Source organism: Microbacterium sp. zg-Y625, from assembly GCF_030246925.1.
GTDB classification, from domain to species: domain Bacteria; phylum Actinomycetota; class Actinomycetes; order Actinomycetales; family Microbacteriaceae; genus Microbacterium; species Microbacterium jiangjiandongii.
This window is the reverse complement of the sequence record NZ_CP126740.1, coordinates 769,432-788,396: the sequence shown is the minus strand read 5'-3', so window position 1 is coordinate 788,396 and position 18,965 is coordinate 769,432. Positions and strand designations below refer to the sequence as shown.

The window sequence follows — 18,965 nt, the reverse complement described above, 5'->3', positions numbered from 1 at the left end:
CGACGACGACGCCCTGCGCGAGGCGATGAACCGTGTGCGGCTGGAGGTCGGCAAAGCCGTCGTCGGCCAGGACGGCGCGGTGACCGGGCTGCTCATCGCCCTGCTCGCGCGCGGCCACGTGCTGCTGGAAGGCGTGCCCGGCGTCGCGAAGACGCTGCTGGTGCGCTCGTTCAGCCGCGCGATCGGGCTCGACACCAAGCGTGTGCAGTTCACCCCGGACCTCATGCCCGGTGACGTCTCCGGGTCGCTCGTGTACGACGCCCGCTCGGGCGAGTTCGAGTTCCGCGAGGGGCCCGTGTTCACCAACGTGCTGCTCGCCGACGAGATCAACCGCACGCCGCCGAAGACCCAGGCCGCACTCCTCGAGGCCATGGAGGAGCGCCAGGTCTCGGCTGACGGGGTCACCCGCCCGCTTGCGGATCCCTTCCTGGTCGCGGCGACGCAGAACCCCGTGGAGCACGAGGGCACCTACTCGCTCCCCGAGGCGCAGCTGGATCGCTTCCTGCTGAAGCTCGTCATCGGCGTCCCGGCACGTGAGGCGGAGCTCGCGGTGCTGCGCCGACACGCCGACGGGTTCCGCCCGGGCGACCTGGAGGCTGCGGGCATCGGCGCCGTCGTCGGGGCGGACGAGATCCGCGCGGCGCAGCGCGCCGCGGCATCCGTCGCCGTCGCCGACGACGTGCTCGGGTACGTCGTCGACCTCGCCCGGGCCACGCGGCAGGCGCCCTCCGTGCAACTGGGTGCGAGCCCGCGAGCCGCGACGGCCCTCCTGGCGGCGGCCAAGGTCTGGGCGTGGCTCGGCGGCTACCCCGCCATCACCCCGGATCACGTGCAGGCCATGCTGCTGCCCGCCTGGCGGCACCGGCTGCGGCTGCGGCCCGAGGCCGAGATCGAAGGCGTCTCGGTGGAGGCGATCCTCGCGTCGGTGCAGCAGCAGACCCCCGTCCCCATCTGAGTCGGCCTCCCGCCCGCCGTCCACCACCGTCCCCACCGTCCGCACGTCCCGAAGGAACCATGTACGTCACCGGCCGTCTGCCCGCACTGGTCGCCCTCGGCGTCGTGCCCGTGGTGCTGCTGGGCTCCGCCGGCATCGCCCCGTGGCCCGTCGCCGGGCTGTGGCTGCTGCTGTGCGCGCTGGCCGCGGGAGTGGACGCCGCGGTCGCACCGGATCCGCGGCTGCTGCAGCTCACACGCACCGGTCCCACCCGCGCGCGGCTGGGTGAGCGCGTCGACACCGCCCTCGTCGTGCACAACGGCGGCGCCCGGCGGCTGCGCGGGCAGCTGCGCGACGCGTGGCAGCCGACGGCCGGAGCGCCCGAACGCCGCGCCCGGCTGGACATCCCTGCCGGCGAGCGGCGGACCATCCCGATACCGCTGCGGCCACGGCGGCGGGGCGAGCTGCGCAGCGAATTCGTGGTCGTCCGCTCCGGCGGCCCGCTCGGCATCGGCGGGCGCCAGGCCCGCATCGAGGCGCCGGGTGCCGTGCGGGCGCTGCCGCCCTTCACGTCGCGGCGGCATCTGCCCTCACGGCTGGCGCGGCTGCGCGAGCTCGACGGCAACACCAGCGTGCAGGTGCGCGGGCAGGGCACCGAGTTCGACAGCCTGCGCGAGTACGTCCGCGGCGACGACGTGCGCTCCATCGACTGGCGCGCCACCGCCCGCGCCGGCACGACGATGCTGCGCACCTGGCGCCCGGAGCGCGACCGACACGTCGTGATCATCGTCGACACCGGCCGCACCTCCGCTGCGCGGGTCGGCGACGGCGTGCGCCTGGATGCCGCCATGGAGGCAGCGCTGCTGCTGGCCGCTCTCGCGTCGCGCGCCGGCGACCACGTGCACCTCGCGATGTTCGACCGGGTGCTGCGCGCCCGGGTCACCGGCGTCGACGGGTCGGCGCTGCTGCCGGCGATGGTCGACGCGATGGCGCCGGTGGAGGCGCAGCTGATCGACACCGACTGGGATGCCGCCTTCGCCCAGGTGCGCACCCTCACCTCCCGTCCCTCGCTGGTCGTGCTGCTGACCGCGCAGGACTCCCCCGAGTCCTCCCGCGGGTTCCTCGGCTCCCTCGGCGCCGTCGCCCGGCGAGCGCACGTGCTCGTCGGCACCGCCACCGACGCCACGCCGGACCTGACCGGTGCGGCATCCGGGGGGCGCCGCACCGCCGACGACGTCTACCGCGCGGCGGCCCTGGAGCGCAGCGCCCGCGACGCCGCGCGGGTGGCCGCCGCCATCGCCCGCGCCGGCGGCGACGCGCTCAGCGCCTCCGCCGACGACCTGCCGCCGCAGATCGCCGACCGGTACCTGGCATTGAAGGCAGCCGGCCGGCTCTGAGCTCGCGACGCGGGTGCTGTCGAGGTGCGCCGCGGGGGGCTACTGTGAGCGCGAAAGGAGCCACAGCCATGAGCAATGATCCTCGTCCGGAAGAACACGTCGCCCCCACGCCGCTCGATCACGCCGCCGCCCCCGGGGGCCCGAGCATGGCCCTGCGCCTGTCGGCGGAGGCGATGGGGACCTTCCTGCTGGTGTTCGGCTCGATCGGCGCCGCCCTGTTCGCCGCCGACTACGGCGTCGGCTCCGAGGGCACGTCCCTCGGCATCGGCTTCGTCGGGGTGGCCCTCGCGTTCGGCCTCACCGTGGTCGCGGGCGCTTACGCCTGGGGCCCGATCTCGGGTGGACATTTCAACCCGGCCGTCACCCTCGGGCTCGCCGCCGCGGGCCGCTTCCCCTGGCGGGAGACCGTCGCGTACATCGTCGCCCAGCTCGTGGGCGGCGCCATCGGCACCACCCTCCTCGTGCTCATCGGGCTCTTCGGGCCCGACGGCTGGCTGCGCTCGGCCCAGGACGGCGGCTTCGCGAGCAACGGGTTCGGCGAGCACTCCCCCGGCGGCTTCGGTCTGGGCGCCGCGATCGTCGCCGAGATCCTGTTCACGGCGATCTTCGTGCTGGTGATCCTGGGGGTGACGCACCCCAGCCGGGGGACGAAGTTCGCCGGGCTGGTGATCGGGCTGACGCTCACCCTCATCCACCTGGCATCCATCCCGATCGACAACACGTCGGTCAACCCTGCCCGCTCCATCGCCACCGCCCTCTACGGCGGCCCCGATGCGCTGCTGCAGCTGTGGGTGTTCATCGTCTTCCCGATCGTCGGCGCCCTGGTCGCCGGCTTCTGCCACCGCGCCCTGTTCGACGGGCGAGAGCTGGGCTGACCGCACGCGAAGCGGCCCGCCCCGAGAGGGGACGGGCCGCTTGGCTGCCGTGCGGGTGGATCAGCGCAGGTCGAAGCGGTCCAGCTCCATGACCTTGCCCCACGCGGCGACGAAGTCGCGCACGAACTTCTCCTGCGCGTCGTCGCTGGCGTAGACCTCCGCGAGGGCGCGGAGCTCGGAGTTGGAGCCGAACAGCAGGTCGACGCGCGTGCCGCGGCCGACACGCTCGCCCGAGCCGTCCTTGATGCCCTCGAACGCCTGCGAACCGGGGTCCAGCGGCGTCCACGTGGTGCCGAGGTCGAGCAGGTTCACGAAGAAGTCGTTCGTCAGCACGCCGGGTCGGTTGGTGAAGACGCCGTACTCCGAGCCGTCCCAGTTGGCGCCGAGCACCCGAAGGCCGCCGACGAGCACCGTCATCTCGGGCGCGCTGAGGGTCAGCAGGTTCGCCTTGTCGATGAGGTGGTGCTCCTGCGGGAGGAACGCCTTGGGCCCGTAGTAGTTGCGGAACCCGTCGGCCGCCGGCTCCAGGTAGCCGAACGAGTCGACGTCGGTCTGCTCCTGCGTCGCGTCGGTGCGGCCCGGGTGGAACACCACGTCGGCGTCGACACCGGCCGCGTGCGCGGCCTTCTCGACCGCCGCGTTGCCGGCGAGCACGATGATGTCGGCCAGCGACACCTTCTTGCCGTCGGTGCGTCCCTCGTTGAAGGCGTTCTGCACGCCCTCGAGGGCGTCGAGCACGACCTTCAGCTGCGGCGGGTTGTTGACCTGCCAGTCCTTCTGCGGCGACAGGCGGATGCGGGCGCCGTTGACGCCGCCGCGCTTGTCACTGCCGCGGAACGACGATGCCGCCGCCCAGGCCGTCGACACGAGCTGCTCGGTGGTGAGACCGGTGGCGAGGATCTGCTGTTTCAGCGCTGCCGCGTCGGCCGCGTCGATCAGCACGTGGTCGACCGCCGGAACCGGGTCCTGCCAGATGAGCTCTTCGGTGGGGACCTCGGGTCCGAGGTAGCGGGCGATGGGGCCCATGTCGCGGTGGGTCAGCTTGAACCAGGCGCGGGCGAACGCGTCGCCGAAGGCCACCGGGTCCTCGAGGAAGCGGCGCGAGATCTTGTCGTACTCGGGGTCGACGCGCAGCGCGAGGTCGCTGGTGAGCATGCGCGGTTCGCGGCGCTTGGTCGCGTCGTGGGCCATCGGCACCATGTCGGCACCGGCACCGTTCTTCGGGCGCCACTGGTGCGCACCGGCGGGGCTCGTGAAGAGCTCCCACTCGTAGGCGTAGAGGATGTGGAAGAACTCGTTGTCCCAGCGGGTGGGGTGGTAGGTCCACGTCACCTCGAGGCCCGACGTGATGGTGTCGTCGCCCTTGCCGGTGCCGAAGTTGTTTTTCCAGCCCAGGCCCTGCATCTCCAGGCCCGCGGCCTCGGGGTTGTCCTCGAGGTTGGAGTCCGGTGCGGCGCCGTGGGTCTTGCCGAAGGTGTGGCCGCCGGCGATGAGGGCGACGGTCTCCTCGTCGTTCATTCCCATGCGCGCGAAGGTCTCGCGGATGTCGCGTGCCGAGGCGAGCGGGTCGGGGTTGCCGGCCGGGCCCTCGGGGTTGACGTAGATGAGACCCATCTGCACGGCGGCGAGGGGCTTTTCGAGGTCCCGCTCCCCGGTGTAGCGCTCGTCGCCGAGCCAGGTGGTCTCGGGGCCCCAGTACACGTCGTCGTCCGGCTCCCAGACGTCGGCGCGGCCGCCGCCGAAGCCGAAGGTCTCGAAGCCCATGGACTCCAGCGCGACGTTGCCGGCGAGGATCATGAGGTCCGCCCACGACAGCGCCTGGCCGTACTTCTTCTTGACCGGCCACAGCAGGCGCCGGGCCTTGTCGAGGTTGACGTTGTCGGGCCAGCTGTTCAGCGGCGCGAAGCGCTGCTGTCCGGCGCCGCCGCCGCCGCGACCGTCGGTCGCACGGTAGGTGCCGGCGCTGTGCCAGGCCATGCGGATGATGAGGGGGCCGTAGTTGCCGAAGTCGGCCGGCCACCAGTCCTGCGACGTGGTGAGCGTCTCGGCGATGTCGGCCTTGACCGCGGCCAGGTCCAGCGCGGCGAAGGCGGCCTTGTAGTCGAAGTCGCCGCCCAGGGGGTTGGCCTCGACCGGGTTCTTCTTGAGGATGCGCAGGTTCAGCTGGTTGGGCCACCAGACGTTGTTCGCCGATCCCGTGGTCGGGTGCGGCTGGCCGGCGGGGTGGGCCTGACCGGCGCCGCCTGCCTGACCACCGTGGATGACGGGGCAGCCGCCCGCGGCATCCGCCTTCGCGGCCTGTTCGGCGAAAGCGGTGTCGGTGTCGGTGACGGTGACGGATTGGTCGATGCCGGTGGCGTCTTCACCGATCGCGGGGATCGTGTCGTCGGTCATGGGGGTCCTTCCATTGCAGGGTTCGGGTTGCATTCGGGGGGGGGGGAGGAACGCGAGTGCGGGATTCAGGCAGCGGCGCACGTGGCGCACTGACCCCAGAAGGTCACCTCAGCGGTGGCGACGGCGAAGCCGTGGGTCTCGGACGGATGCAGGCAGGGCGCATGCCCCACCGTGCAGTCGACGTCCTCGACCCGGCCGCACGTCGTGCAGACCAGGTGGTGGTGGTTGTCGGCGACCCTCAGCTCGAAGAGCATGGGGTGGCCTGCCGGTTCGATCCGGCGCACCAGTCCCGCGTCGGCGAAATCACCGAGAGCATTGTAGACCGACTGCTTGCTCGCCCGCGGAGCGAGCGGAGCCACCCGCGCGTAGACGTCGTCGGCACTCGCGTGGGGCTGACCGGCGAGCGCGTCGAAGACGACGCGGCGGGAGTCGGTGACGCGGAGCCCGGCGGCGCGGATCGCGTCCGCGGCATCCGGAATGCTCTGCTGCGTCATGCCTCCACCCTACCGTTGTTTTGACTGATACAAAACACGCAGGGGGGCGTCAGCCGGCGATCAGCCGCGGGGTCCCGGTCTCGTACTCGGTGAGGTCGCCCGTCTCGCCGCGGCGGTAGGCACGGCCGCCGACGACGAGCATGTAGACGAGGAAGGCGGCGAGCGCCGCCGCGCCGATGCCGATCTTCAGCGGCCAGGGCCAGGGCTGCGCAGTGACGAATCCCTCGATCAGGCCCGAGAGCGCGAGGGCGAACACCAGTCCGATGGCCACCGTCGCCAGCGACCGTCCCGCCGCAGCGACCGCCTCGCCCCTCCCCCGCCTTCCCGGCGCCACCCATGCCCAGAAGATGTGGAGCCCCGCCGCGCCGGCGACGAAGATGCTCGTCAGCTCCAGCAGTCCGTGGGGCGCGATGTGGAGGAGGAAGACGTCGCCCCGATCGAAGGCGAACAGCACCGCCGCCGACGTGCCGACCCCGACGGCGTTCTGCACCAGCACCATCACCGGCCAGAGCCCCGTGATCCCGAAGAGCACGCACTGCGCGGCGATCCAGGCGTTGTTGGTCCAGACCATCCCTGCGAAGACGGCCGCGGGATTCTCGCTGTAGTACTGCGTGAAGTCGTTCTCGGCGTACTGCTCCAGCTGCGCCTGACTGCCCATCGACGCCAGCGCCACCGGGTCCCGGGCGACCCAGGCCGCCACCAGGGCGGCGACCGCGACGAAGCCGATCGCGATGACCAGGGTCGTGTAGCGGAGGCGATAGAGGGCTGCCGGCAGCTGCCGCAGGAAGAACCGCGGCACCTGACGCAGCACGTTGTCGGGGGTGCCGGTCAGCTGCAAGCGGGCGCGCGCGAGCAGAGTGGAGAGGTAATCGCCCTCGGGGGTGCGACCGGCCGATGTCTTCAGTTCGGCGAGATCGGCCGAGGCTGCCCGGTAGCGGGTGACCAGCTCGTCGGCCTCTGCCCCGCCGAGCCGGCGACGACGGCTCAGTTCGTCCAGACGCGCCCACTCCCCACGCCGGGCGGCGGTGAGGGCGTCGGCATCCATGTGATTCACTGTAGCCATGCCGACGCCCGGGCCCGCCGTGGAGATCCAGCAGGACGAGATCCTCACGGGCGAAGCCGTCGCCCTCGACGTGCAGCCGGTCGGCTACTTCCTGCGCGCGGTGGGCGTGCTCATCGACATGGTCGCCGGGGTGGCGCTGTTCCTGCTGCTCGCGGCCGCCGCCTCGTGGGCGGCGGGGCGCAACGTGCTCGGCGGGGACCTCACCTCGGTCTTCACGATCGTCGTGCTCGTGCTCGTGACCGTCGTGATCCCGACCGCGGTCGAGACCGCCACCCGCGGGCGCAGCCTCGGCAAGCTCGTGATCGGCGCCCGTATCGTGCGCACCGACGGCGGGGCGGCGGGTTTCCGGCAGGCGTTCATCCGGGCTCTGGTGGGCGTGTTCGAACTGTGGTTCACGCTGGGCGCCGTCGCCGGGATCGTGGGAGCCTTCACCCCGCGGGCGGAGCGCCTCGGCGACCTGCTGGCCGGCACCTACAGCGAACGCACCCGCACCCCGAAGCTGCCGCCGGAGCCCCCTGGGGTGCCGCCGGTGCTGGCGGGGTGGGCGGCGGTCGCCGACGTCGGCCGGCTGCCCGACCGCCTCGCACGCCGCATCGCCCAGTTCGTGCGGCAGGCCCGGGATCTCGAACCCGCCGCCCGCACGCGCACCGCGATGTCGCTGGCCGCCGAGACGCGGACATTCGTCGCCCCCGTGCCCGCGGTCGACCCCGAGACCTTTCTGCTCGGCGTCGTGGCGGTCCGCCGCGAGCGCGAACTGCGGGCGCTGCACGGGGAGGACGAGCGCGCGGCCGCACTGACCGCCGGCGTCGACGTGGCGCCGCGGGGGTTCCCGGTGCGCTGACGCCGCGAGAGGCTCAGTACCGGTAGTGGTCCAGCTTGTAGGGGCCCTCGACCGGCACGCCGATGTAGGCCGCCTGCGCCGGCGTGAGGGTGGTCAGCTGCACGCCGAGGGCATCGAGATGGAGCCGGGCGACCTTCTCGTCGAGGTGCTTGGGGAGCGTGTACACCGCGGTCGGGTACTCCTCGCGTCGGGTGAACAGCTCGATCTGCGCCAGCACCTGGTTGGTGAAGGACGCGCTCATCACGAAGGACGGGTGGCCGGTGGCGTTGCCGAGGTTCATCAGCCGCCCCTCGCTGAGCACCAGGACGCTGCGCCCCGTGGGCAGCCGCCACTCATGCACCTGCGGCTTGATCTCCACGCGCTCGGCCCCGGAGAGTGCCTCAAGCCCCGCCATGTCGATCTCGTTGTCGAAATGCCCGACGTTGCCGACGATCGCGAGGTGCTTGAGCGCCAGCAGGTCGTCCACGGTGACGACGTCCTTGTTGCCGGTGCCGGTGATGAGGATGTCCACCTGGTCCGCGACGTCGGCGAGCCGCGCCACCTGGTATCCGTCCATCGCCGCCTGCAGCGCGCAGATCGGGTCGACCTCGCTCACGATGACGCGCGCGCCCTGGCCGCGCAGGGCCTCGGCCGCGCCCTTTCCGACATCGCCGTAGCCGCAGACGAACGCGACCTTGCCGCCGATGAGCACGTCGGTGGCGCGGTTGAGGCCGTCGGGCAGCGAATGGCGGATGCCGTACTTGTTGTCGAACTTGGACTTCGTCACCGAGTCGTTGACGTTGATCGCGGGGAAGAGCAGGCGATCGGATGCCGCGAGCTCGTAGAGCCGGTGCACGCCGGTGGTCGTCTCCTCGGTGACACCGAGCAGGCCCGCGGCCATGCGGGTGAAGCGCTGCGGGTCGCGGGCGAGGCTGCGGCGCAGCACGTCGAGGATGACACGGTACTCGGCGGGGTCGTCGGGGGCGGCATCCGGCACCGCCCCGGTCTTCTCGAACTCGACGCCCTTGTGGACGAGGAGGGTGGCATCTCCGCCGTCGTCGAGGATGAGGTTCGGTCCGTCGAAGCCCTCGTCGCTCCAGTCGAAGATGCGGTCGGCGAGGTCCCAGTACTCCTCGAGCGTCTCGCCCTTCCACGCGAAGACCGGCACGCCGCGCGGCTCGTCGACCGTGCCGTCCGGGCCGACGACGACGGCGGCGGCGGCCTCGTCCTGGGTGGAGAAGATGTTGCAGCTGGCCCAGCGCACCTGGGCCCCGAGGGCGACGAGCGTCTCGATCAGCACGGCCGTCTGCACCGTCATGTGCAGCGAACCCGCGATACGCGCACCGGCCAGAGGCTGGGAGGGCCCGAACGCGGCGCGCAGGGCCATGAGACCCGGCATCTCGTTCTCGGCCAGGCGCAGCTGGTGGCGCCCCGCCTCGGCGAGCGACAGATCGGCGACGGCGTACGTGAGGGCAGGCGTCTGGGTCGGCATGCCGTCATTGTGCCACGCACCGCCGGAGGCGGGCCGGGTGTCAGACGCGCAGCGTCTCGTGGCGCACGACGACCCATCCCTTGGGCACCGAGAGCCGCTCGGTGTGGATGGCGCAGAGGTCGTGGGCGTGCGGGTCTCCCCCGCCGCCCAGGGGTCCGAGGGCCGCCATCTGGTCGCCGTAGTCGAACGTGAGGGTCGTCACGGCTTCCCGGGCGCACCCGACCTTGGAACACAGTCTCTCGCGCATCGTCACCACGCTATCGCCGAGGTGCGGGCCGGGCCGCACGCCGCGCGGCATGCCTCAGAAGCGGAAGCGCTCGGGGCCCAGGTCCCAGGGATCCTTGTCGAGGTATTCGGCGGCCGCACGGAAGACGCAGCTCTCGATGATCATGCGCCGGTGCAGCTCGTCCTCCCGGTGCGGCCGGCTGAGGCGCTCGATCGGCAGGCGGTACAGGATGATGCGCTGCTGATCGGGCAGCACGCTCCAGCGCGGGATGCCGCCGTCGTCCGCGGCATCCGGCATCTCGCCGACCTCGAAGCGCACATCCCGCAGGTCCTCCCAGGCGCTGCGCAGGAACTCCGCCGCCGCTCCCACGGCCAGGTCGAAGCGCTCGGCGCGGGTGTCCAGCGGGGGCAGCGGCGGGCGCACGACGGGGCTGCGCCCGTCGCGACCGTGACGGCCGTGACGGGACGGCCGCGGGCGGGCGACGGTCTCGGTTCTCAGACGGCGCCGCATCATGTGCCCATCCTAAGCTCAGGGGTGGACGACGAGCGGGGATGCCGCCGCGTCAGCGGGCCAGACGGGGTAGGCGGCCAGCGCGCCGTCGCCGGCGAAGCCGACCGCGGCATGGACCGGCTCGGCCGCTTCGAGCCGGTAGATCGCGCCCTCCGAGACGTCGACCTCGACCGTCCCGCCGGCGGGCACGGTCACCTGCTGCGCGGCGCCCGCGCCGGCGTCGGCCGTCAGCGTCGCCGTGACCGCCTCGCCTGCGGGCGCCGCCAGCGTCAGAACCGGCGACGGCCCCGCCGCCACGGCCACGAGGGTCGCGCCGTCCAGTCGCGGGGCTGGCGTGTGCCAGGCGAAGTCGTCTCCCTCGCCGAACCCGGTGGTCGTCCACACCCCGCCGACGACGGCGGCGTCGGCGGCGACGTGCACGCTGTAGGCGCCGACCGCGAGCGCGCCGAGGTCGAGTTCCAGCGGCAGTCCCGCCTCGAGCGGCACCTCGCGCGTGGCGACCTCACGGTCGCCGCTTCGCACCGTCACCGTGGCGGTGGTGGGCGTGGAGGGGGCCAGCAGTCGCACGACGGCGGTGGGGTCCGATGCGCCCTCCACCCCGGGCGGGGCGTTCACGGCGACGCCCGGGAAGACCAGCTCGGTGTCTGGGGCGATGATGGCGCCCACCTGGTCGACACCGCCGGCGAGGAGCGTGCGGGTGATGCTCGCCTGCAGCGAGGCCTGCACGGGGGCGCCGGTGGAGACCAGGTGCAGCACGGGGCTCTGCTCGCCGCGCACCAGACCGGCCAGGGGGACCACGCGCTGCGTCCCGGGAGCGACGACGAGCTGGCCCGCAGGCGGTGTCTGCGGACCGGCCGCACCGTAGGCGGTGATCTGGACGGTGGCGGGGACGCTGCCCGGGTTCGCCAGCAGCAGCAGGCCCGACGAACCCGTGGTGGTCGCTCCGCCGACGATCCACGATTCCAGGAGGGGTGGGGCGCAGGAGGCCGCAGCGAAGCCGGAGAGATCCTCTGCGGCGACCGACGCCGACGAGGCGGCGGCGAGATCGGTGCGGGTGTCGCCGGCGGGAGGGGCCGAGAAGACCGCGGGCGCGGAGCCCTCGATCCCGGGGACCGTCAGCACCTCGGGCGTCGGCTCGGTCTGCCCGGCGGCCGTGCCGACGGTGGTCGTGGCCTCGGCGACGACCGACACCGAGCCTGCCAGCGTCGCGTCGCGGCCGATCGCCAAGAGGCCACCGGGGCACGCGACCACCGACTCCGACGGTGCGGGCGTCGCGACCACGCTGATGGGGGCGCGTTCGTGGGCGGGCCAGGTCACGGCGGCGGCGGTGACCGTGCCGGCGACGAGCGCGACCGCCGCGACCGTGCCGCCGGCCAGCCGTGCACTGGTGGCCCAGCGGGACCTGGTGGTGGTCATCGTCCCTCCCCTGCCCGAAGGCCGACGACCCGCGGCACCCGACGGGCATCGCGGCGGGTCTGGGCCGTCGGTATCGCCAACAGCACCGCGATGATGAGCACCAGGGCCTCGCCGGCGAAGATCCAGCGCGCGATCGCCGCGACCTGCCGGTCGGCACCGGGGCGCGGCTCGATGTCGCCCGACACGCGCCAGAGCGATCCCCGCGCCGTTTCGCCGACCGGCTCCAGCCGGTCACGCTGGTCCAGCGCGATCGCCGCCGTGCGGCGCAGCGACTGCGCCGCCTCGGTGACGGGCTCGGCGGTCGGGGCGAGCAGAACGAAGGCGATGCCGCGCTCGGCGAGCGGGGCCACGGCGTCATCGGCCGCATCGGTGACGAGGTCCGCGATCAGCTCGGCGGTCTCCCGGTCGGCGGGGGTGGCATCCACCCGCGTCGAGTGCAGCGTGCTCTGGCCGCCGAGGGTCTCGCTGGCACCCCATACGACATCGGCGGCGATCGAGCCGTCCGCGAGGGGCGCGATCACGATGGTGCCGAGCGACGGCGATCCGCGGCCTTCGGCTGCCACATAGGCGGGGAGGGTGCTCGCGGCACCCTCGGTGAGGGCGGCGGCATCCCGTGCCTGCGCAGTGAGGGCGGGGATCGCGCACACGGCGAGCACCCCCATCACGGCGGTCGCGCCCACCACGCGCACCGTCGGCACGGCCGGCACGACGTCGAGGGTGAGCAGCGCCGCGCCGATGACGCCGAGCCAGGCCAGGCTCAGCCCCGCGCCCGGCCACACGACGACCGGCTGTGCGGCGGGGGTCACGGCGACCGAGATGGCGACGGCCGCGAACGCGGTGGCGATTCCCAGCGCCGCGGTCGACAGCAGCAGCACGCCCGCCGCCCAGCGCACCGTCAACGGGGCGATGAGGGCCAGAAGCGTCGGCAGTGCCACCAGCAGCGGCACCCACCAGGTCGGGCCACCGCCGAGCAGCCCTCCCCAGCCGCCCGGGTCGGGGGTCGGGAAGCCGGCGGCGAGGAGGGCCCGTCCGGCGGCGTCCGCCGTCGCGACAGCCCCCGCCCACGGCACGCCGGGGTCGGCGAGAAGGCCCCAGGGGTTGCCTGCCGTGAGCTGCTGCCACACCAGGGGGGCGGCCATCGCCGCGGAGGGCACCACGAGCCACGCCACGCGCGCAGCGCTCCGGCCGGCCCGGCGCACCAGGGTGATCGCGAGGGCGACGACCCACAGCACCAGGAGAGCGGGGACGAGCGAGGGTGCAGACGCGGCAACCCCGGCGAGCAGAAGGGATGCCATCCCGGCGGCTGCCCACGACCGGTGCGCGACCGAGCCCGCGTAGAAGAGCCACGGCAGCAGCAGGTGCAGGATCACCGCAGCGGGCCGCGGCTCCACGAGGACGTTGAGGAAGGTGGGCGCCAGCGCCCACGCGACGCCGCCGGTGATGCGCAGCAGCGAGCGATCGGTCACGCGGGTCGCGGCGAACCAGCCCCCGAGCACCGCCAGGGGCAGGGCGAGCACCCAGAGCACGACGAGCGCCTGGGACGGCGCGGCCGGCGACAGCGAGCCGATGGCGGCGACGATCGCCGAGAAGGGGTCGGCGGCGCCGACGGTGTCCAGGCCCAGGGGGCGCTGACCGTAGGCGGCATCCGCCCACAGCTGCGCCACGGTGTCGCGCAGCGGAGCCAGCGCGCCGCCCCCGAGCACCGGCCACGCCAGCAGGGCCGGGAACGCGGCGACCGAGACGACGAGCGCCGCCAGCACCGCCCACGCTCCGCCGCCGCTGAAGAAGCGCAGCTCGGTGCGGCGGGCATCGGCGAGCCGGTCGGAGTCGTCGGTGAGCGCGAGGTTCGTGCGCAGGTCGGCGCGGCCGATGCGCAGCGGCGCCAGGCTCTGCCACGACACGCGCCGGGTGCGGCGGATGCCGCCGCGCGCCCGGGCCACGGCCGGGATGCGCGCCATCGCGACGGCCGCCGCCGCCCATTCCGGCCAGATCTGGGCGGGCCGCTTGGCCACCAGATGCACGATCGTGCGCCAGAGCGCGATCGGCAGGATCGCCAGCCACTGCAGCGGCAGCACCGGCGCCGCGGCGTACACGAGCCGACGGTGCAGCTGTGCGGTGCGCACGGCGAACGCGCGCCGCATCCGGCGGCGCGAGCCATAGACATCGGGGAGCCCCGCCACGCCGTCGCCGGCGACCGCCACGACGGCGGTCGGCACGAGCGTGACGCGGCCGCCGGCCAGTCGGGCGCGGACGCCCAGATCGAGACCCTCGTCGGCGCCCGACAGTCCCCGATCGAGTCCGCGGAGCTCGCGCCAGACCGCGGTGCGCACGAGCACACCGCGGACGTCGGCCGCGAGCACGTCCTGCCCCGCGTCATGCTGACCCTGATCGAGCTGGCCGTCGGCGAGCCCGACCGCCCGGCCCAGCCTGGTCATCGACACCCCGAGCGAGACGATCTCTCCCCGGTCGTCCCAGCGGACGAGCTTCGGGGCGGCGAAGGCGACGGAGGGCGCGAGCTCGAGGGCGCCGGCGAGCCGCGCGAGCGCCTGCGGCTCGGGAGCGGTGTCCTGGGCCAGCAGCCATACCGCGTCACCGGTCACCCGATGCGTGGCAAGGGCTGCCGCCTCGGCGTAGCGGGTGGACCGCGGTGCGGAGATCACGCCCTCGGCGCGCGAGTCGGCCGCCAGCTGACGGAGGTTCTCGTCCTCCCCGCACAGCACGATCGTCAGAGCATCGACGGGGCGGGTCTGCGCGTCGAGGGCGGCAAGCGTGCGTCGCAGATGGAAAGCGGCGGGGGTGCGGCCGTCGGGGCGCACGACGAGGATGGCGTGGACTCGGGCGGGCATGACGGGGACAGCCTAAGCGCGTGAAAGCCGCATCCCACGCCGCCGCGCGCGGGTCGGGCGGATCGGCTCAGGAAGCCTGGCGCTTGAGCTTGCGCCGCTCGCGCTCGCTGAGCCCGCCCCAGATGCCGAACCGCTCATCGTTGCGGAGCGCATACTCGAGGCATTCGGTGCGCACATCACACGAGGCGCAGACGCGTTTGGCGTCGCGGGTCGAGCCGCCCTTCTCGGGGAAGAACGCCTCGGGGTCGGTCTGAGAGCACAGCGCGTCGCTCTGCCAGGCGAGAGCACCGTCGTCGTCTTCGACGGGGCGGCGCACGCCGGGGACGCCGAGCTGGACGGGATCGACGAACCAGTTGTCGGGAACGCCCGAGCGATACTGCGATCCAGTCATCTCGTCCCCCGCCTTCACAGATGTCCGCACCGTGCGTGCGTATGCCTAATTACACCGGTGTGATTCGCCGCGGTCAAGTCGCAGATCGTAAACCCTCAACCGCGACTTCAACCTTTACGGCGTGTCTTCGGCGTGTCGCGAAAATCTTCTGCGGCGATCAGGGGTGCCCGGGCTGGGCGACGAAGACCTCGCCGACACCGGTGAAGGTGAGGGCGCCCTCCTCTGCGTCGGCGAAGACCGCGCCGCCGGCGACCAGCGTGACGGGGGTGGACCGACCGCCCCGGACGGACACCGGGCCGCGGACAGCCAGCGCGACCGCCGGTCCCGACACCGCCACCTGGGCTTCGCCGTCGACGAGGACCCGGGTGAGCGTGAAGTCCGCCATGCCCACGTCGAACACGCCGTCTTCCGGGATCACGAGGGGCGCCGGCGCGGGCGTGGTGTCGACGATGCGCAGCAGCTCGGGCACATCGATGTGCTTGGGGGTGAGTCCACCGCGCAGCACATTGTCGCTGGCGGCCATGAGCTCCACGCCCAGACCGTCCTGGTAGGCGTGCAGCACGCCCGCCGGCGCGAAGAGCGCCTCACCCCGGCGCAGTTCCACGAGGTTCATCAGCAGCGCCACCACGACGCCCGGGTCGCCCGGGAAGTCCGCCGCGATGGTGCGCAGAACCGCCAGCTCGGCGGCGAACTCGGGGGCCGAGGCTTGCGGCAGCGCCGCGATCACCCCGTCGACCTCAGCCTGCGCCTGCCCCGAGAGCAGCCATTCGAGGGTCGCGCGCAGCGCCGCCGGCTCGTCGTCGCCCTGCAGGTGCGCCGCGAGGGCCGAGGGTCCGGGGCCGTCGCCGAGCGCGGCGACGAGACGCCGGGTCGCAGCGACGGGGCGCAGCCCCACCAGCGCGCGGAAGACGTCGCTGACGGCGACGATGATCTCGGGCTTGTGGTTGTCGTCGCGGTAGGTGCGCTCCGCGGCGTCGCGGGCGATGCCGGCCGCCTCCTCGCGGGCGAACCCGGCTTCGGCCTGCTCCTTGGAGGGATGGGCCTGGATGGACAGCGAGGACCCCGCCGCCAGGAGCTTCATCAGATACGGCAGCCGTGAGGCGCCCCGCCCGCGCAGCCAGACGTCCAAGGTGGCGCCGGAGCCGTCGCCGACGACGCTCGGGGCGCCGGGGTGGTCGCCGAACCAGATCTCCGCCTCGGGGGCGCCGGAGGGCGCCCGCCCGGTGAGCTCGGCCAGCAGCGTCGTCGAACCCCAGGCGTAGTCGCGCGGGGTGTTGGAGAGGGGGACCAGCACGCCCCCAGCCTAGGCGCGCGACCGCCCGGCATGCGAAGGCGCGGGCGGTAGCCTGAACACACCATGGCCGTCCACACCCAGCATCCGGTCTCGGCGCCGCCGGCCGCCCCGCCGCGCGAGCGCACCGGGGTGCTGCTGCTGCGGGCCTGGTGCGTGGTCGTGCTGTTCACGACCATCACCGGCACGGCGTGGGTGCTCGCGGTGGGTGAGGTCGGCGCCGCGCTGATCGGGGCGGGGACCGCCCTCGTGTCGGCCGTCATCTGGCTCACGACGCGCCCTCCCGTGCAATGGCGGCGCCTCCCGTGGTTCGTCCTGGCATACGTCGCGTTCGCCGCCGCCTCGCTGCTGTGGACGGCGTGGCCCGCGACGACCCTGCTGACCGTCGCGCTGATGCTGGTGACCACGTTCCAGGGCCTGTTCGTCGCGGCGACGCTCACGTGGCAGGAACTGGTGCGTGCCGTCGCGTCGGCGTGCAAGTGGGTCGTTGCGCTGTCGCTGGTGTTCGAGCTGTGGGTCTCGGTGTTCATCGGCGGCCCGCTGCTGCCGCGCTTCATCGTGCCCGAGCGCCCCGCGCCCGACCCCATCGTCTACTGGTCCCGCGACAACCTGTTCGACGGCGGGCGCATCCAGGGCATCTTCGGCAACGCGAACCTGCTCGCCTACGCGGCGCTGTTCGCCCTCATCGTGTTCGCGATCCGCTACGCCGCCCGCGCCCCCCACCGGCCGCTCCTGCTCGGCTGGATGGCCGCGGCGCTCTACCTCTTCGTCCGCGCCGGCTCGGCGACCGCATACGTGGCCGCCGCACTCGTGCTGGTCGTGCTGACCACCGTCCTGCTGATGCGCACCACCCGGCGGCCCGGCGAGCGCACGCGCTACTACGTCGTCTATGCGGCCGTGGCACTGGGCGGGCTTGCGGCGGCGTGGCTGCTGCGCGACCGCGTCTTCTCCCTGCTCGGCCGCTCGAGCGACCTGACCGGGCGTGAGACGATCTGGGCCACCGTGCTCGCCAGGGCCGCCGAGCGGCCCGTGGCCGGCTGGGGCTTCGCCACCCCGTGGCTGCCGTGGGATCCCGCGTTCGACGGCTGGATCGTCGACCACGGCGAGACCGTGATGCAGGCGCACAACATGTGGCTGGACGTCTACCTGCAGCTGGGGGGCGTGGGCGTCGTCCTCATGGCGACCACGTACCTGGCGTTCGTCTGGCGCTCGTGGTTCTTCGCCGTCGACCGGCCCCGGTGGGACCTGCGTGCCGATCGACCGTACTCGCCCTTGACACTGCTGCCGACGCTGACGGGAGCGGTGCTCCTCGTGCAGGGGCTCGCCGAATCCGGACCGCTGCTGCTGTGGGGGTGGCTCGCGGTGGTGATGTTCGCGTTCAAGATCAAGCAGGCGCCGCTCGTCGGGGTCGGCCCGGCAGAGCAGACCCTCGCGCTCGAGCGCGGCGAGCTGCCCCAGCGGGCGGAGTGACCGGCGTGGCGCAGCCGAACGTCCGTGGCGGCGGCCGCGGCCTGGTCGCGCTGCTGTCGTCCGCGGCGATGGCCAGCGCCTTCACGCACGCCGCGCTCGGCGCGGTGTTCGCGGGGTACCTGATCGAGCGCATGGCGGGCCGCATCACGTACGTCACGATCGTGGCGGGCCTGTGCCTCGTCGGTGCGGCGATGCTCGCCGCCCGCCGGCGCGAGATCTCCGCCCTGCGACTCGCCCCCACGACGCTCCTGGTGTTCCTGGCGTGGGTCCTGGCGAGCGTCACCTGGAGCCAGGATGCCGGCGGCACGGTCGCCGGCTGGCTGGGGCTGGCGGGGCTCGCCTTCATCGCCGTCGTCATCGGGCACGTGCGCGACACCCTGCAGACCGCCCGCGCGCTCGGCGACGTCATGCGGGTGCTGCTGACCCTGTCGCTCGGGCTCGAGATCCTCTCCGGCATCCTCTTGGACATGCCGCTGCGCTTCCTCGGGATCCAGGGCAACCTCGCGATGCTCGGCCCCGTCCAGGGCATCTTCGGCACCCGCAACTCCCTCGGGTTCGTCGCGGTGCTCGCACTCATCACGTTCCTCGTGGAGTACCGCACGATGTCGGTGCCCCCGGGGCTGTCGCTGTACTCCGCGGTGCTCGCCGGCACGCTCGCCGCGCTCTCGGACTCCCCCACCGTGCTGGTGCTCGCCGTCGCCGCGGCCACCGCCACCGGCGCGCTCGCCCTGGTGCGCCGCACCCGCCGCGACTACCGCCGCTCGGTGCAGTGGTTCTTCGGCGGCGCGCTGATCATGGGGATCATCGTGGCCTACCTCTTCCGGCATCCGATCATCGCGTGGATCGGCGCGGCGCGGGACTTCTCCACCCGCGCGGACCTGTGGGCGCAGATCGTCGTGTTCGTGCGCGCGCGGCCCATCCAGGGCTGGGGGTGGAGCGGCACCTGGACCGACGAGTTCCCGTTCGGCACGATCAACTACATCCTGCGCGACACCCACCGCTCCGCACTCAGCGCCTACTTCGACGTGCTGCTGCAGGTGGGCTGGGTGGGGCTCGTGCTCTTCGGCACGTTCGCCGGCCTGGCGTTCGTGCGCTCGTGGCTCGTCGCCAGTGAACGGCGGTCCATCCTCTACGCCTGGACGCCGCTCATCCTCGTGGCGCTGCTCGTGGACTCGGTCTTCGAGAGCTTCGCGCTGGCGGGCTACGGCTGGCTCATGCTCGTGCTGTGCGCGGTGCGCGCCGGGCAGTCGCGGTCGTGGCGGGAGCGCCTCGACGGGGCGTCGCCGGACAGCGATCTGCCGCTCCTCGACACGACCGGGGGGTTGGACAGGCGCGCGGGGTAAGAT

At 73.2% G+C, this 18,965-nt stretch carries 16 protein-coding genes; 6 read left to right on the top strand and 10 right to left on the bottom strand.

All coding sequences use genetic code 11. From position 1 onward, the window contains the following. Positions 1 to 25: 25 nt before the first annotated feature. From QNO14_RS03430 to aqpZ, 3 genes are all read left to right on the top strand, one after another. On the top strand, positions 26 to 955 hold the full coding sequence (locus QNO14_RS03430; RefSeq protein ID WP_257495183.1) for an AAA family ATPase: 930 nt from the start codon (positions 26 to 28) through the stop codon (positions 953 to 955). Positions 956 to 1,014: 59 nt separating this feature from the next. Further along, positions 1,015 to 2,331, top strand: coding sequence for a DUF58 domain-containing protein (locus tag QNO14_RS03425; protein ID WP_257506753.1), 1,317 nt, complete (start codon positions 1,015 to 1,017; stop codon positions 2,329 to 2,331). Positions 2,332 to 2,477: 146 nt separating this feature from the next. Beyond that, positions 2,478 to 3,206, top strand: a complete 729-nt coding sequence (gene aqpZ / locus QNO14_RS03420; RefSeq protein ID WP_257506832.1) for an aquaporin Z — start codon at positions 2,478 to 2,480, stop codon at positions 3,204 to 3,206. Positions 3,207 to 3,266: 60 nt separating this feature from the next. Here the strand turns inward: aqpZ and katG are convergent, their stop codons facing one another. The 3 genes from katG to QNO14_RS03405 form a co-directional block, all read right to left on the bottom strand. After that, a complete protein-coding gene (katG, locus tag QNO14_RS03415; protein ID WP_257495139.1) occupies positions 3,267 to 5,600 on the bottom strand; it encodes a catalase/peroxidase HPI in 2,334 nt (777 codons plus the stop codon). A 65-nt stretch (positions 5,601 to 5,665) separates the two neighbouring features. Further along, entirely contained in the window at positions 5,666 to 6,094 is a 429-nt protein-coding gene (locus tag QNO14_RS03410) for a Fur family transcriptional regulator (protein WP_257495140.1), read from the bottom strand. 49 nt (positions 6,095 to 6,143) lie between these two features. Then, positions 6,144 to 7,139, bottom strand: a complete 996-nt coding sequence (locus QNO14_RS03405) for a stage II sporulation protein M (protein WP_257506752.1) — start codon at positions 7,137 to 7,139, stop codon at positions 6,144 to 6,146. A 16-nt stretch (positions 7,140 to 7,155) separates the two neighbouring features. Between QNO14_RS03405 and QNO14_RS03400 the strand changes: the two genes are divergently transcribed. Further along, positions 7,156 to 7,998 (top strand): RDD family protein, encoded by an 843-nt coding sequence (locus QNO14_RS03400; RefSeq protein ID WP_257506751.1) that lies wholly within the window; start codon positions 7,156 to 7,158, stop codon positions 7,996 to 7,998. A 13-nt stretch (positions 7,999 to 8,011) separates the two neighbouring features. Here the strand turns inward: QNO14_RS03400 and ahcY are convergent, their stop codons facing one another. The 7 genes from ahcY to manA all read right to left on the bottom strand — a co-directional run bounded on the left by ahcY (position 8,012) and on the right by manA (position 16,152). Beyond that, positions 8,012 to 9,469 (bottom strand): adenosylhomocysteinase, encoded by a 1,458-nt coding sequence (ahcY, locus tag QNO14_RS03395; protein ID WP_257506750.1) that lies wholly within the window; start codon positions 9,467 to 9,469, stop codon positions 8,012 to 8,014. A 40-nt stretch (positions 9,470 to 9,509) separates the two neighbouring features. Next, positions 9,510 to 9,716, bottom strand: a complete 207-nt coding sequence (locus tag QNO14_RS03390; RefSeq protein WP_257495144.1) for a DUF3499 domain-containing protein — start codon at positions 9,714 to 9,716, stop codon at positions 9,510 to 9,512. Between the two features lie 54 nt (positions 9,717 to 9,770). Beyond that, positions 9,771 to 10,208 carry a metallopeptidase family protein gene (locus QNO14_RS03385; RefSeq protein WP_374114005.1) on the bottom strand — a complete coding sequence of 146 codons (438 nt, stop codon included), beginning with the start codon at positions 10,206 to 10,208 and terminating at the stop codon, positions 9,771 to 9,773. Positions 10,209 to 10,223: 15 nt separating this feature from the next. Then, a complete protein-coding gene (locus QNO14_RS03380) occupies positions 10,224 to 11,621 on the bottom strand; it encodes a DUF5719 family protein (protein WP_257506749.1) in 1,398 nt (465 codons plus the stop codon). After that, a complete protein-coding gene (locus QNO14_RS03375) occupies positions 11,618 to 14,467 on the bottom strand; it encodes a glycosyltransferase (RefSeq protein ID WP_257506748.1) in 2,850 nt (949 codons plus the stop codon). Before QNO14_RS03375 ends, QNO14_RS03380 begins: the two co-directional genes overlap by 4 nt. 67 nt (positions 14,468 to 14,534) lie before the next feature. Further along, entirely contained in the window at positions 14,535 to 14,858 is a 324-nt protein-coding gene (locus tag QNO14_RS03370) for a WhiB family transcriptional regulator (RefSeq protein WP_285184438.1), read from the bottom strand. A gap of 157 nt (positions 14,859 to 15,015) precedes the next feature. Then, positions 15,016 to 16,152, bottom strand: coding sequence for a mannose-6-phosphate isomerase, class I (gene manA / locus QNO14_RS03365; RefSeq protein WP_257506747.1), 1,137 nt, complete (start codon positions 16,150 to 16,152; stop codon positions 15,016 to 15,018). 63 nt (positions 16,153 to 16,215) lie between these two features. Between manA and QNO14_RS03360 the strand changes: the two genes are divergently transcribed. Both QNO14_RS03360 and QNO14_RS03355 read left to right on the top strand, forming a co-directional pair. Next, positions 16,216 to 17,619: an O-antigen ligase family protein gene (locus QNO14_RS03360; protein WP_257506746.1), complete on the top strand. Its 1,404-nt coding sequence runs from the start codon at positions 16,216 to 16,218 to the stop codon at positions 17,617 to 17,619. Positions 17,620 to 17,624: 5 nt separating this feature from the next. After that, positions 17,625 to 18,962, top strand: a complete 1,338-nt coding sequence (locus QNO14_RS03355; RefSeq protein WP_257506745.1) for an O-antigen ligase family protein — start codon at positions 17,625 to 17,627, stop codon at positions 18,960 to 18,962. Positions 18,963 to 18,965: the final 3 nt, after the last annotated feature.

Coding starts and splice junctions, on each gene's coding strand:
- QNO14_RS03430 (WP_257495183.1), top strand. CDS start 26: ATGAACCGTGTGCGGCTGGAGGTCGGCAAAGCCGTCGTCGGCCAGGAC.
- QNO14_RS03425 (WP_257506753.1), top strand. CDS start 1,015: ATGTACGTCACCGGCCGTCTGCCCGCACTGGTCGCCCTCGGCGTCGTG.
- aqpZ (WP_257506832.1), top strand. CDS start 2,478: ATGGCCCTGCGCCTGTCGGCGGAGGCGATGGGGACCTTCCTGCTGGTG.
- katG (WP_257495139.1), bottom strand. CDS start 5,600: ATGACCGACGACACGATCCCCGCGATCGGTGAAGACGCCACCGGCATC.
- QNO14_RS03410 (WP_257495140.1), bottom strand. CDS start 6,094: ATGACGCAGCAGAGCATTCCGGATGCCGCGGACGCGATCCGCGCCGCC.
- QNO14_RS03405 (WP_257506752.1), bottom strand. CDS start 7,139: ATGGATGCCGACGCCCTCACCGCCGCCCGGCGTGGGGAGTGGGCGCGT.
- QNO14_RS03400 (WP_257506751.1), top strand. CDS start 7,156: ATGCCGACGCCCGGGCCCGCCGTGGAGATCCAGCAGGACGAGATCCTC.
- ahcY (WP_257506750.1), bottom strand. CDS start 9,469: ATGCCGACCCAGACGCCTGCCCTCACGTACGCCGTCGCCGATCTGTCG.
- QNO14_RS03390 (WP_257495144.1), bottom strand. CDS start 9,716: ATGCGCGAGAGACTGTGTTCCAAGGTCGGGTGCGCCCGGGAAGCCGTG.
- QNO14_RS03385 (WP_374114005.1), bottom strand. CDS start 10,208: ATGATGCGGCGCCGTCTGAGAACCGAGACCGTCGCCCGCCCGCGGCCG.
- QNO14_RS03380 (WP_257506749.1), bottom strand. CDS start 11,621: ATGACCACCACCAGGTCCCGCTGGGCCACCAGTGCACGGCTGGCCGGC.
- QNO14_RS03375 (WP_257506748.1), bottom strand. CDS start 14,467: ATGCCCGCCCGAGTCCACGCCATCCTCGTCGTGCGCCCCGACGGCCGC.
- QNO14_RS03370 (WP_285184438.1), bottom strand. CDS start 14,858: ATGACTGGATCGCAGTATCGCTCGGGCGTTCCCGACAACTGGTTCGTC.
- QNO14_RS03360 (WP_257506746.1), top strand. CDS start 16,216: ATGGCCGTCCACACCCAGCATCCGGTCTCGGCGCCGCCGGCCGCCCCG.